This window comes from Ideonella sp. (assembly GCF_035254525.1).
Classification (GTDB): domain Bacteria; phylum Pseudomonadota; class Gammaproteobacteria; order Burkholderiales; family Burkholderiaceae_C; genus Ideonella.
Genome location: NZ_DATFAN010000123.1, coordinates 1 through 13,490, shown reverse-complemented (window position 1 = coordinate 13,490; position 13,490 = coordinate 1). Strand labels below are relative to the sequence as shown.

Genomic DNA, 13,490 nt, shown 5'->3' with positions numbered 1-13,490 from the left:
TTGGCGGCGAGGGCGGGGCAGGGCGGCGTACCGCCGCAGCGGGTGCTGGATGTCGGCAGTGGCGCCGGCCTGCCGGGTGTCGTGCTGGCCATCTGCCAACCCGACTGGCACGTCACCTGCGTCGATGCGGTGGCCAAGAAGGCGAGCTTCATTCGGCAGGTGGCTGCCGAGCTGGGCCTGCCGAACCTGCAGGCGAGCCACCAGCGCGTCGAGGCGATGAGTGAGCCGCCGTTCGATCTGATCACCTCACGTGCTTTCGCCACGCTGGCCGACTTCGTCGCCCTGACCCGCGAGCGGCTGGCTGCCGGGGGGTGCTGGGTCGCCATGAAGGCCAAGCTGAGCGACGACGAGCGTGCTGCGGTGCCGAAGGATGTGGCGGTGTTTCACGTGGAACCACTGACCGTGCCTGGGCTGGACGCCACACGCTGCCTGGTCTGGATGCGGCCGGGCTGACGGCGGGCGGCTCACCATCCACCGCCTGTCCACCCCATTTCCCCGCCCCATCCACGGCCTGCCCACAGCTTTGTCCACAGGCGCACCGCAGGCCACAGCAGCGGCCGCAGGTTCTCAAGCGACAATCCCCCGCATGTCCCGCATCTTCTGCATTGCGAACCAGAAAGGCGGCGTCGGCAAGACGACCACCTGCGTCAACCTGGCCGCCGGTCTGGCGCGCGTGGGCCAGCGCGTGTTGCTGGTCGATCTCGACCCGCAGGGCAATGCGACGATGGGCTCGGGCGTCGACAAGCGCAAGCTCGAATCGACGGTCTACGACGTCCTGCTGGAAAGCGCCAGCGTCGCCGAGGCGCGTGTGCGCTCCGAGCCGGGCGGCTATGACGTGCTCGGCGCGAACCGCGAGCTGGCCGGCGCCGAGGTCGAGCTGGTCGGGCTGGAGCACCGCAACGAGCGCCTGCGCCGCGCGCTGAAAGCCGCCGAGGCCGACTACGACTTCGTGCTGATCGACTGCCCGCCGAGCCTGAGCCTGCTGACGCTCAATGGCTTGTGCAGCGCGCATGGCGTGATCGTGCCGATGCAGTGCGAGTATTTCGCGCTCGAGGGCCTGACCGACCTGGTCAACACGATCAAGCAGGTCCACGCCAACCTGAACCGGGACCTGCAGCTCATCGGCCTGCTGCGGGTGATGTTCGACCCGCGCATCACGCTGCAGACCCAGGTGAGCGACCAGCTGAAGGCACACTTCGGCGACAAGGTGTTCAACACCGTGATCCCGCGCAACGTGCGCCTGGCCGAGGCGCCGAGCTATGGGCTGCCGGGCGTGGTGTTCGACCCGGCCGCCAAGGGCGCGCAGGCATTCGTCGAGTTCGCGCGCGAGATGGTCGCGCGGGTCGGGGCCGCGGCCGCCGCGCCCGCTTGACGCCACCTACAGGCGCCGCTGCGCCGCGACTTCTGCACACTTGCTGATCGCCCGTGCCGGCAGCGCCCGGCACAATGCCGGCGTTCAACAAAACGCACCTTGGGAGGTCCCTTGAATCGACGCCTTGCCGCCGCCGGCATCACCACGCCCGCCATCGGGCGCCCATCAGCCGCCACGTTCCCCGCCACCGTTCGCGGGCTCGTTTCGGCCGCCCTGGCCGCCGGCCTGTTGGTCGGCTGCGGCGGTGGTGGGGGAGGCGGATCGTCCGCCACTGACGGCGCCCAGGTCTGCGCACCGACCAACCCGTACGTCGCCGACGCGACGGCGCCCACGACGACCGGCTCGCTGACCAGCGAAAAGGTCTGGCTGCGCAGCTACATGGGCGATGCGTACCTCTGGTTCGGCGAGATCCCCAGCGTTGACGCCCAAGCCGCTTCGTTCAGCAACACGGCCGATGTCTACGGCTCGCTGCGCAACTATTTCAGGGCACTGCTCACGCCGGCACGCACGGCCTCGGGCGCGTACAAGGACCGCTTCAGCTTCACCTATCCGACCCGCGCCTGGAACGACCTGGCCAGCTCCGGCTCGTCGGCCAGCTACGGCATCGAGTGGTATGCGAACTCCTGGGACACCGTTCCGCGCGGCATCCGCATTGCCACCGTCGAGGTCGGTTCGCCAGCGGCGGCTGCGGGCCTGCAGCGTGGGGACGTGCTGATCAGCGCCGACGGCACTGGCGCCGACAGCACCTCCGACTCCGGCATCAGCACGCTCAACGCGGCGCTGTTCCCCGCGGACGCCGGCCGGTCGCACCAGTTCGTATTCAGCCGCGGCGGCAGCAGCCTGCCGACGCAGACGCTGGTCAGTGCGGACGTCATCAAGGATCCGGTCCCGACGCGCACGGTGTTCGACAATGGCGGCGTCCGCTATGGCTACATCGTCTTCACCGACCACATCGCCAGCTCGGAGGCCAAGCTGATCGAGGCGGTCAACTACCTGAAGGCCCAGTCGGCCCAGGAGCTGGTGCTGGACCTGCGCTACAACGGCGGCGGCTACCTCTACCTGGCCAGCGAGTTGGCCTACATGATCGCCGGCCCCACGCCGACCAGCGGCAAGGCCTTCGAACGCCTGGTCTACAACAGCAAGCGCACCGCCGAGAACAACACCACGCCGTTCTACAGCGTGTCGTGCCTCCTCGACACCAACTTCGACTGCACGAGCCAGCAGCCGCTGCCGACGCTGAACCTGTCGCGCGTCAGCGTGATCACCAGCGCCTCCACCTGCTCGGCGAGCGAGGCCATCGTCAATGGCTTGCGTGGCGTGGGCATCGACGTGCGACTGATCGGCGGCACGACCTGCGGCAAGCCCTATGGCTTCACGGCCAAGGACAACTGCGGCATCTCGTATTTCCCGATCGAGTTCAAGGGCGAGAACCAGGTCGGCTTCAGCGACTATTCCGACGGCTTCCCGGCCACGTGCCCCGCCAGCGACGATTTCGTCCACGCCTTGGGCGATGCAGACGAGGGCATGTTGAACGCGGCGATCTACAACCTGCAGAACGACGCCTGCGATCTGTCGGCCGCCCAGGCTGCCCGGCGCTCGCTGCTCGCCGCAGGTCCGCACGCGGCACCCCGCCTGCTGCGCGGCCCCCACCGCGAGAGCCGGATCGTGCTGCCGCGGCGCTGACGCCTGCGGGGCAGGGCTCGGCCTACAGGCCGAGCCCTTCTTCCTTGCCCAGGTGCACGTTCATCGCCTGCACCGCCGCGCCGCTCGCCCCCTTGCCGAGGTTGTCGAGCCGGGCCAGCAGGATCGCCTGACGCTCGTTGGCAAAAACGAACAGGTCGACCCGATTGGTGTCGTTGCAGGCCTGCACGTCGAAGAAGCCGCCCTCCAGCGTGGCCGGGTCCGACAGCGGCATCACGCGCACGAAGCGCTCCTGCGCGTAACGCGCCGACAGCGCATCATGCAGCTGCGCGCCCGTCGTGATGCCCGGCAGCATTGAAAGATGCAAGGGCACACTTACAGCCAGACCCTTGTAGAAATTGGCCACGATCGGCATGAAAACCGGCGCCGTGGCCAGGCCCGTGTGGGCCTTCATTTCCGGCAGGTGCTTGTGCGACAGCGCCAGGCCGTAGGGCCGCGGCGCCTGCAACGCCGCGTCACCGCCGGCCTGGTACTGGTCGATCATCTTCTTGCCGCCACCTGAGTAGCCGGTGATCGAGGTGGCGGTGACGGGCGTTTCGGCAGGCACCAGGCCGGCGTCGACCAGCGGCCTCAGCAGCAGGATGAAGGCGCTCGCGTGACAGCCCGGGTTGGAGATGCGCTTGGCCTGGCGCAGCAGCTCGCGCTGCCCGGGCGCCAGCTCGGGCAGGCCGAAGGCCCAACCCGGGGCGGTGCGGTGCGCGGTGCTGGCGTCGATCAGGCAGGTGCGCGGGTTGGTGACCATCGCCGCCGCCTCGCGCGACGCCGCGTCGGGCAGGCACAGGAAAGCCACGTCGGCCGCATTCAGCAGGCGGGCGCGCTCGGCCGCATCCTTGCGCTTGTCGGCATCGATCTTCAGCACCTCGATGTCGCCGCGCCGCGCCAGATACTCGTGAATGCGCAGGCCGGTCGTGCCTTCCTGGCCGTCGACGAAAACGCGGGTGGTCATGGGCGTGTCCTTGTGAAGCGGGGCCAGCCGGGCAGGGCCCAGGCCGCAGAATTCGGGGAATCCCTGAAGCATACGGCAAGCACCCCCATGACCGAACCCATCACCCCGCGTGTTCTGCTGCTGCCCGGCTGGCTCGACTCCGGCCCGGGCCATTGGCAGACGCTGTGGGAGGCGCGACACGGCGACTCCCGGGTCCAGCAGGCCGATTGGGTCTGGCCGCGCCGTGGCGACTGGATGGCGCGACTCGACGAAGTCCTGCTCGAGGACGACCGGCCCGCGCTGCTCGCCGCGCACAGCCTGGGCTGCCATCTGGTCGCGGCCTGGGCGGTGCACTCGCGCCACGTCGCCCGCGTGCGCGGCACGCTGCTGGTGGCGCCGCCGGATCTCGAGCGGGGCGACACGCCGCCGCAATTGCATGGCTGGCGGCCGGTGGTACGCTCTCCTTTGCCGTTTCGAAGCACGTTGGTCTACAGCGACGACGATCCGTTCGGCACGCCTGCGTCGGCCCGCGCCTTGGCGCAGGATTGGGGAGCCACGACGACGCTGTCGCTGGGCCCGCGGGGCCATGTCAACGCAGAGTCGGGCCTGGGCGCCTGGCCCGAAGGGCGCCGGCTGCTGGCGGCATTCGTCGACGAAGCGCACCTGCACAGGCTGCCGCTCGCCTAGCGGCCCGGCGACAATCCACCGATGGCAACGAAAAAACCCAAGGGCCTGGGCATGGGCCTGGAGGCGCTGCTCGGCCCCAAGGTCAGCGACACGCCGCTGGCCGCTGATACCGCCGGTGGCGCACCCAGTGTTCTGAAACTGGGGCAACTCCAGGCGGGCAAATACCAGCCGCGCACGCGGATGGACGAGGGCTCGCTGTTCGAACTGGCGGAGAGCATCAAGAGCCAGGGCGTGATGCAGCCCATCCTGGTGCGGCCGGTGAGCGCACCAGGCGAGGGCGCCACCGGGGCGGCGCGCTACGAGATCATCGCCGGCGAACGGCGCTTCCGTGCCGCCAAACTGGCCGGGCTGGACGAGGTGCCGGTGCTCGTCAAGCCGGTGCCGGACGAAGCGGCTGCCGTGATGGCGCTGATCGAGAATATCCAGCGCGAGGACCTGAACCCGCTCGAAGAGGCACAGGGCCTGAAGCGCCTGGTCGACGAATTCGGATTGACGCACGAGCAGGCGGCACAGGCCGTGGGCCGCTCGCGCAGTGCCGCGAGCAACCTGCTGCGGCTGCTGAACCTGGCAGCACCGGTGCAGCAGATGTTGATGGCCGGCGACCTTGACATGGGTCATGCGCGCGCACTGCTGCCGCTGGGCAATGCGCAGCAGATCCTCTCGGCCAACGAGATCGTCGCGAAGAAACTCTCGGTGCGCGATGCCGAGAAGCTCGCCAACAAGGCGCTGAACCCGGGCCGCCAGACGCCGCTGCTGCGTGTGGCGCAGGAGAAGTCACGCGACATCGTGCGGCTCGAAGAGCAGTTGGCCGACGCGCTGACGGCCGATGTCGAGATCCGCGTGCAGCGCAAGACCAAGCGTGGCGAGCAGGGCGAGATCGCGATCCGCTTCGGCTCGCTCGATGAACTGTCGGGCCTGCTCGACAAGCTCGGCGCGCGCGACCGCTGAGCCGCTGAGTCTTTGCGCGGCCCGCTTGCGCCGCGCTGACACCGCGCCGCCAGGGCCTGCTTTGCGTGCAGCGCGCCACGGCGTTGCGGCGCGAAGACATCGCCCTCTCCCCACGCCGGCACGAAACGAGATATAACCGATTCACCGCCGCATCGGCGCGATGACGGATCGCTCGATCTGGCGGGTGCATGGCCCGCTTATTGCTGAATCGCAGCCAGGAGAAAAGCCCAAGCTTGTCACCGTAGACGCAGTCCGCTGCGTTTCAAGACCTGAAGACCGGAAAGCTCTGATGACGCCCGGGTCCGTACAGCCGGGACGCCATCAGAACTTCCCAGACGCCGCGCCGGAGGGAGACCCTGCGCAGCGCCGCCCTGACATCCACAGGAGGTCTTGCATGGACGTGATGAGCAGCTTCGCCGCCCGCTACGAGCGCACCCGCGAAGAGGAGTTGTCCCTCGCGGATTACCTGGCCGAGTGCAAGCGCAATCCGCTGGCCTATGCCACGGCTGCTGAGCGCATGCTCAAAGCCATCGGCGAGCCGCAGATGGTCGACACGCGCAACGATCAGCGCCTGTCGCGCCTGTTTGCGAACAAGGTCATCAAGATCTACCCCGCCTTTGCCGAGTTCTACGGCATGGAGGATTCGATCGAGCAGGTCGTGTCCTACTTCCGGCACGCGGCGCAGGGCCTTGAGGAAAAGAAGCAGATCCTCTATCTGCTGGGCCCGGTGGGCGGCGGCAAGAGCTCGATCGCCGAGCGGCTGAAGCAGCTGATGGAGCTGGTGCCGTTCTACGCGATCAAGGGGTCGCCGGTGAACGAGTCGCCGCTCGGCCTGTTCAATGCCGAAGAAGACGGCCCGCTGCTCGAAAGCGAATACGGCATTCCGCGGCGTTACCTGAACCGCATCATGAGCCCGTGGGCGGTGAAGCGGCTGGAAGAGTTCGGTGGCGACATCCGCCAGTTCAAGGTCGTCAAGCGGCACCCCAGCGTGCTCAAGCAGATCGGTGTCACCAAGACCGAGCCGGGCGACGAGAACAACCAGGACATCTCGAGCCTGGTCGGCAAGGTCGACATCCGCAAGCTCGAGACCTACGCGCAGGACGACCCGGATGCCTACAGCTACTCCGGCGGCCTGTGTCTGGCCAACCAGGGCCTGATGGAATTCGTGGAGATGTTCAAGGCGCCGATCAAGGTGCTTCACCCGCTGCTGACGGCGACGCAGGAAGGCAACTTCAAGGGCACCGAAGGCTTCGGGGCGATCCCCTTCGACGGCATCATCCTCGCGCACTCGAACGAGAGCGAGTGGAAGGCCTTCCGCAACAACAAGAACAACGAGGCCTTCCTCGACCGGGTCTACATCGTCAAGGTGCCTTATTGCCTGCGTGTCTCGGAAGAGATCAAGATCTACGAGAAGCTGATCCGCAACTCGTCGCTGGCCGAGGCCAAGTGCGCCCCGGGCACGCTGAAGATGATGAGCCAGTTCGCGATCCTCACGCGGCTGAAGGAGCCCGAGAACTCATCGCTGTTCTCGAAGATGCAGGTCTACGACGGCGAGAACCTGAAGGACACCGACCCGCGCGCCAAGAGCTACCAGGAGTACCGCGACTACGCCGGCATGGACGAAGGCATGAGCGGCATCTCGACCCGCTTCGCCTACAAGATCCTGTCCAAGGTCTTCAACTTCGACAGCCAGGAGGTGGCCGCCAACCCGGTGCACCTGATGTACGTGCTCGAGCAGCAGATCGAGCGCGAGCAGTTCCCGGCCGAGCTCGAGCAAAAGTACATCGGCTTCATCAAGGAGCAGCTGGCGCCGCGCTATGCCGAGTTCATCGGCAAGGAGATCCAGACCGCTTACCTCGAGAGCTACAGCGAGTACGGCCAGAACATCTTCGACCGCTACGTCACCTACGCCGACTACTGGATCCAGGATCAGGAGTACCGCGACACCGACACCGGCGAGGTCTTCGACCGCGCGAGCCTGAACGCCGAGCTCGAGAAGATCGAGAAGCCGGCCGGAATCGCCAACCCGAAGGACTTCCGCAACGAGATCGTCAACTTCGTGCTGCGCGCCAGGGCCAACAACGCTGGCAAGAACCCCGCCTGGACCAGCTACGAGAAGCTGCGTTCGGTGATCGAGAAGAAGATGTTCTCGAACACCGAAGAGCTGCTGCCGGTCATCAGCTTCAACGCCAAGGCCAGCGCCGACGAGGCGAAGAAGCACGAGGACTTCGTGGATCGCATGGTGCAGAAGGGCTACACCGCCAAGCAGGTGCGGCTGCTGTGCGAGTGGTACCTGCGCGTTCGGAAATCTTCTTGAGCACGAATCCTTCGCACACTTGAAGAAGGACGAGCGCGATGCTTCAGCAGATTATCGACCGCAGGCTGGCCGGCAAGAACAAGTCGATCGGCAACCGCGAGCGGTTCCTGCGCCGCTACAAGGAGAAGATCCGCGAGGCGGTCAAGCGCGCGGTCGATGGCCGCGGCATCCGCGACCTCGAGCGCGGCGAGGAGGTGCGCATCCCTAAGAAGGACATCTCCGAGCCGATCTTCCACCACGGCCAGGGTGGCAAGCGCGAGATGGTCCACCCCGGCAACAAGGAATACATCACCGGCGACCGCATCGAGCGGCCCAAGGGCGGTGGCGGGCAGGGCAGCGGCAAGGGCCAGGCCAGCGACTCGGGCGAGGGCGAAGACGACTTCACCTTCGCGCTGACCAAGGAAGAGTTCATGCAGGTCTTCTTCGAGGACCTGGCGCTACCGCACCTGGTGAAGACCCAGTTGGCCGACGTGCCCGAGTGGAAGACGCACCGCGCCGGCTACTCGAGCGACGGCACGCCGAACAACCTGCACATCGTGCGCTCGATGCGCGGGGCGCTGAGCCGCCGCATCGCGATCGGCGGCGATGCGCGGCGTGAGCTGCATGCGCTCGAGGCGCGCGTGGCCGAGATCAAGCGCCACCATGCCGATGATCCCGTTGCGCTGAAGGAGCTGGCCGAGGCCGAGAAACGCATCATCGAGTTGCGCGGCAAGCTGGCCGGCATCCCCTTCCTCGACCCGATCGACCTGCGGTTTCGCAACCGCGTGCGCGTGCCGGTGCCGAGCTCGAAGGCGGTGATGTTCTGCCTGATGGACGTCTCGGGCTCGATGGACGAGGCGCGCAAGGACCTGGCCAAGCGTTTCTTCATCATCCTGTACCTGTTCCTGACCAAGCACTACGAGAAGATCGACCTCGTCTTCATCCGCCACCACACGCAGGCGCAGGAGGTGAGCGAGGAAGATTTCTTCCACGCCCGCGAGACGGGAGGCACGGTGGTGTCGAGTGCGCTGGAGCTGATGCACGAGATCATCAAGGCCCGCTACAACCCCGGCGAGTGGAACATCTACGGCGCCCAGGCCAGCGATGGCGACAACTGGCACCACGACTCCGGCCGCTGCCGCGAGCTGCTGGTCGAGAAACTGCTGCCGGCCTGCCGCTACTACGCCTACGTGCAGGTCGCCGAAGAAGAGCAGAACCTGTGGGAGGAATACGCGCGCATCACCGAGACGAACAAGCACTTTGCGATGCGCAAGGCCGTCTCGGCCGACCAGATCTATCCGGTGTTTCGTGACCTCTTCAAGAAGGAAGGAGCACCGAAGTGACCGAGTTTTCCCAGGACCGACGTTTCGTGCACAACCCTTCGAAGATTCCGCTTGCCGGCGACCGCCGCAAGCCCCGCCTGGCGCTCGACGGCCCGCTGCCGCCGCCGCCTCGCCCTGAACATGCGCTGCCCGACCCGAGCGATTGGTCGTTCGAGCTGATCGAGCAGTACCACGACATCATCAAGACGACCGCGCGCCGCTTCGGCCTGGACACCTACCCGAACCAGCTCGAGATCATCACCGCCGAGCAGATGATGGACGCCTACGCCAGCGTGGGCATGCCGGTGAACTACAGGCACTGGAGTTACGGCAAGGAGTTCATTTCCACCGAGAAGAACTACCGCCGCGGCCACATGGGCCTGGCCTACGAGATCGTCATCAATTCGAACCCCTGCATCGCCTACCTGATGGAGGAGAACACGATGGCGATGCAGGCGCTGGTGATCGCGCATGCCGCCTACGGCCACAACAGCTTCTTCAAGGGCAACTACCTGTTCCGCATGTGGACCGATGCGGGGTCGATCATCGACTACCTCGTCTACGCGAAGAACTACATCGCCGAATGTGAAGAACGCTTCGGCGTGGAGACGGTCGAGGAATTCCTCGATTCCTGCCACGCGCTGCAGAACCACGGGGTCGACCGCTACCGCCGGCCCAGCAAGAAATCGCTCGCCGAAGAGTTGGCGATGCGCAAGGACCGCGAGCAGTACGCGCAGACGCAGGTCAACGACCTGTGGCGCACGCTGCCCCGGCAGCCCGACAAGGCCGAGGAGGCCCAGCAGGCCAGGCGCTTCCCGGAAGACCCGGAAGAGAACCTGCTGTACTTCATCGAGAAGAACGCGCCGCTGCTGGAGCCCTGGCAGCGCGAGGTCGTGCGCATCGTGCGCAAGATCGCGCAGTACTTCTACCCCCAGCGCCAGACGCAAGTGATGAACGAGGGCTGGGCGACCTTCTGGCACCACAAGATCCTCAACACGATGTACGACGACGGCTTCCTGACCGACGGCGTGATGATCGAGTGGCTGAAGTCGCACACCAACGTGGTCTACCAGCCCAAGGTGGGCGACCGCGGTTACTCCGGCATCAACCCGTATGCGCTGGGCTTCGCGATGTACACCGACATCAAGCGCATCTGCGAACACCCCACCGATGAAGACCGCGCCTGGTTCCCCGACATCGCCGGCAAACCCTGGCTGCCGACGCTCGACCAGGCGATGCGCAACTACAAGGACGAGAGCTTCGTCGGCCAGTTCCTGAGCCCGAAGCTGATTCGCGACTTCCGCTTCTTCGAGATCACCGACGACGAGACCGACAGCGAACTCGAGGTCAGTGCCATCCACGACGACAGTGGTTACCGCCGCGTGCGCGAAGCGCTGTCGAGGCAATACGACCTCGGCGCGCGCGAACCCAACATCCAGGTCTGGAACGTCAACCTGCGCGGCGACCGCTCGCTGACGCTGCGCCACACCCAGCACAACGACCGCCCGCTGGACGAGGGCGCGCACGAGGTGCTCAAGCACGTCGCCCGGCTGTGGGGCTTCGGCGTGCAGCTGGAAAGCGTCAACGGCAAGGGCGACGTGACGCGGCGCTGGAGTGTGCCAGCACCGCATGATTGAGGCCTCTACGCCGCGAAGATCTTCCCCGGGTTCATGATGCTGCGCGGGTCCAGGGCCCGCTTGATCTCGCGCATCATCGCCACGGCGCCGGCGCCGGCCTCGTCGAGCAGGAAACCCTGCTTGTGCAGGCCCACGCCGTGTTCGCCGGTGCAGGTGCCCTCCAGGCGCAGCGCGCGGGCGACGAGCTGGCTGTTCAGCGACTCGGCCAACTCGCGTTCGGCGGGCACGTTCGGGTCAATGAGATAGGCGATGTGGAAGTTGCCGTCGCCGACGTGGCCGACGATGAAGTAGGGCAAGCCGGAGGCATCCACCTCGGCCACCGATTCGACGATGGCCTCGGCCAAGCGCGAGATCGGCACGCAGGCGTCGGTCGTGACCGCGCGGCAGCCCGGTTTCATCTGGAGGCCGGACAAGTAGGCGCGGTGGCGCGCCGTCCACAGCCGCGTGCGGGCCTCTGGCGTGGTCGCCCACTCGAAGGCCTGGCCGCCGAACTCGGCGGCGATCTCCTGCACCGTCTCGGCCTGCTCCTTCACGCTGGCCTCGCTGCCGTGGAACTCCATCAGCAGCATCGGTGACTCGGCCAGCGTCATCTTCTCGGCGCGGTTCACCGCACGCACCGCGTTCGCGTCCAGCAACTCGCAGCGCGCAATCGGCACGCCCATCTGGATGATCTGGATCGTCGTGTTGACGGCGCTGGCCACATCGGGAAAGTGGCACACCGCCGCCGACACCGCCTGTGGCAAGGGGAACAGCTTCAGCGTGACCTCGGTCATCACCCCCAGCGTCCCCTCGCTGCCGACGAACAGGCGCGTCAGGTCATAGCCGGCGCTGGATTTGCGGGCCCGCGTGCCGGTGTGCAGCACCTCGCCCGAGGCGGTGACGACCGTCAGACCCAGCACGTTCTCGCGCATCGTGCCGTAGCGCACCGCGTTCGTGCCTGACGCGCGCGTGGCGGCCATGCCGCCGATCGTCGCGTTGGCGCCCGGGTCGATCGGGAAGAACAGGCCGGTGTCGCGGATCTCGCGGTTGAGCTGCTCGCGGGTGACACCGGCCTCGACGGTGACGGTGAGGTCCTCCGCATTGACGCGCAGCACCTTGTTCATCCGCGTCAGGTCGATGCTCACGCCGCCTTGCACGGCCAGCAGATGACCCTCGAGCGAGGAGCCCACGCCGAACGGGATCACCGGCACGCCGTGCTCGGCGGCCAGGCCGACGACGAAGGCCACCTCCTCGGTCGTCTCCGCGAAGACCACGGCGTCGGGCGGCGGCACGTCGAACGGCGATTCGTCACGGCCATGCTGCTCACGCACGGCCAGCGCCGTGGACAGGCGGACGCCGAAGCGGGCGGCGAGGGCGTCGCGCATCGCGGCAGGAAGGGGGCGGGGCGGCGGCAGGTCGGCAGGGGCGTTCATGGGCGGATTTTCTTCCTATCGCTTCGTGGCGCGTGCGGCATGGCTTTCGTTTGCTCCGGGTTAACCCGCCGTGAGAACTCATCAATTCGTTGGCGACCGTGCGCCGCCCTTCGGATAAAAACGCTCGGCGCTCGAGACCGGTGAAATGGGAGGCCGGGCGCACACAACTTCGATCCCATTGCATCTCTAACCGGAGAGATCTGAACATGCGTTCGCAATCCATTCGCCTGGCCCTGGTGGCCGGCGCTGCGCTGGCTGTGGCCGGCTTCGCCCAGGCGGGCACCACCGTTGACCTGTCCAAGCTGAGCCCGAAGCAGCAGGCGTCGCTCGCAAAGGCCCAGGCGGGTAAGCGCGCCATCACGCCGCAATACAACTACGACATCAAGGCCCCCGTGCTGAAGGGCGTCCATGTGGGGGGCAAGGTCAACGCGAGTCTGAAGTACGCCCAGGCCGTGGTGTCACTGGTCATTGCCGACAACCTGGCCGGCCTGAGGTACGTCTCGGTTGCCCTGCAAAGCCCTTCGGGTCAGTACGCCACCATGGATTGGTCGGCCGACTTCGAATCGAAGCGCAATGAACTGCAGATCGGCGTGGACATGTCCGGAGCCACCGAGAACGGTACCTGGCGCATTACGTCGGTCACGGTGCAAGACGCCAACAGCAATTCGTCGTACTACGACGAATCGATGCTGGCTGCGCTGGGGCACACGACCTTCACCGTATACAACGCTGCAGGTGATGTGGCGACGCCATCGCTGGTTGCCGGCGGTGTCAATCTGACCCCGAGTGTCTCGCGCTCGACGCCTCCGGGCGGCATGCTGCCCGGAAACCCTGCCCGCGTCGGTGTTCAACTCAATGCAGTTGATGACGGTGTTGCTGGCGTGCGGTCGGCCTACATCCAGTATTGCCACGTGGAGGGTTTCGATTGCTTCTACATGAGCGGTTCGACCTCGGTACGCGGCCAGACATCAGCCATCTTGACGTTGGGCTCCCACATCTATGAGTGGCAGTCGCTGGGGGCCTACACGCCGTACTACATGGAGGTGTACGACCAATCCGGCAACGGGCGAACCTACTACTCCTGGGACACCGACCTCAGCGCGTTCATCGACAACCCGGTGATCACGATCACCGAGTGAACTCGCGCCCGGCGGCCGCGCCGGGTGAAGCCATACAGCCAGCGGCGCATT

At 66.5% G+C, this 13,490-nt stretch carries 11 protein-coding genes; 9 read left to right on the top strand and 2 right to left on the bottom strand.

The genetic code is table 11. The features are described 5' to 3' along the window. The 3 genes from rsmG to VJ693_RS12260 all read left to right on the top strand — a co-directional run. A partial coding sequence (gene rsmG, locus VJ693_RS12270; protein ID WP_324154490.1) for a 16S rRNA (guanine(527)-N(7))-methyltransferase RsmG occupies positions 1-453 on the top strand: 453 nt, incomplete at its 5' end. 133 nt (positions 454-586) lie between these two features. Beyond that, on the top strand, positions 587-1,372 hold the full coding sequence (locus VJ693_RS12265) for an AAA family ATPase (RefSeq protein WP_324154488.1): 786 nt from the start codon (positions 587-589) through the stop codon (positions 1,370-1,372). 111 nt (positions 1,373-1,483) lie between these two features. Beyond that, the gene (locus tag VJ693_RS12260) at positions 1,484-3,055 is read left to right on the top strand and encodes a S41 family peptidase (protein WP_324154486.1); all 1,572 of its coding nucleotides are present in this window, start codon (positions 1,484-1,486) and stop codon (positions 3,053-3,055) included. 22 nt (positions 3,056-3,077) lie between these two features. On the opposite strand, the gene argC is transcribed toward VJ693_RS12260, so the two are convergent. Beyond that, positions 3,078-4,019 (bottom strand): N-acetyl-gamma-glutamyl-phosphate reductase, encoded by a 942-nt coding sequence (argC, locus tag VJ693_RS12255; protein WP_324154484.1) that lies wholly within the window; start codon positions 4,017-4,019, stop codon positions 3,078-3,080. Positions 4,020-4,106: 87 nt separating this feature from the next. On the opposite strand from argC, the gene VJ693_RS12250 reads away from it, so the two are divergent. The 5 genes from VJ693_RS12250 to VJ693_RS12230 all read left to right on the top strand — a co-directional run bounded on the left by VJ693_RS12250 (position 4,107) and on the right by VJ693_RS12230 (position 10,888). Beyond that, positions 4,107-4,685, top strand: a complete 579-nt coding sequence (locus VJ693_RS12250) for an RBBP9/YdeN family alpha/beta hydrolase (protein ID WP_324154482.1) — start codon at positions 4,107-4,109, stop codon at positions 4,683-4,685. Positions 4,686-4,706: 21 nt separating this feature from the next. Further along, complete coding sequence (locus VJ693_RS12245; protein ID WP_324154481.1) at positions 4,707-5,633, top strand: ParB/RepB/Spo0J family partition protein; 927 nt, start codon at positions 4,707-4,709, stop codon at positions 5,631-5,633. Between the two features lie 394 nt (positions 5,634-6,027). Then, a complete protein-coding gene (locus tag VJ693_RS12240) occupies positions 6,028-7,950 on the top strand; it encodes a PrkA family serine protein kinase (protein ID WP_324154479.1) in 1,923 nt (640 codons plus the stop codon). A gap of 38 nt (positions 7,951-7,988) precedes the next feature. Next, positions 7,989-9,272, top strand: a complete 1,284-nt coding sequence (locus VJ693_RS12235; protein ID WP_324154477.1) for a YeaH/YhbH family protein — start codon at positions 7,989-7,991, stop codon at positions 9,270-9,272. A 44-nt stretch (positions 9,273-9,316) separates the two neighbouring features. Next, positions 9,317-10,888 (top strand): SpoVR family protein, encoded by a 1,572-nt coding sequence (locus VJ693_RS12230; protein WP_414652271.1) that lies wholly within the window; start codon positions 9,317-9,319, stop codon positions 10,886-10,888. A gap of 5 nt (positions 10,889-10,893) precedes the next feature. Here the strand turns inward: VJ693_RS12230 and VJ693_RS12225 are convergent, their stop codons facing one another. Beyond that, positions 10,894-12,300, bottom strand: coding sequence for an FAD-binding oxidoreductase (locus tag VJ693_RS12225; RefSeq protein WP_324154476.1), 1,407 nt, complete (start codon positions 12,298-12,300; stop codon positions 10,894-10,896). Positions 12,301-12,506: 206 nt separating this feature from the next. Here VJ693_RS12225 and VJ693_RS12220 point away from each other — a divergent pair, with 206 nt between their 5' ends. Beyond that, positions 12,507-13,439, top strand: a complete 933-nt coding sequence (locus VJ693_RS12220) for a hypothetical protein (protein WP_324154474.1) — start codon at positions 12,507-12,509, stop codon at positions 13,437-13,439. Positions 13,440-13,490: the final 51 nt, after the last annotated feature.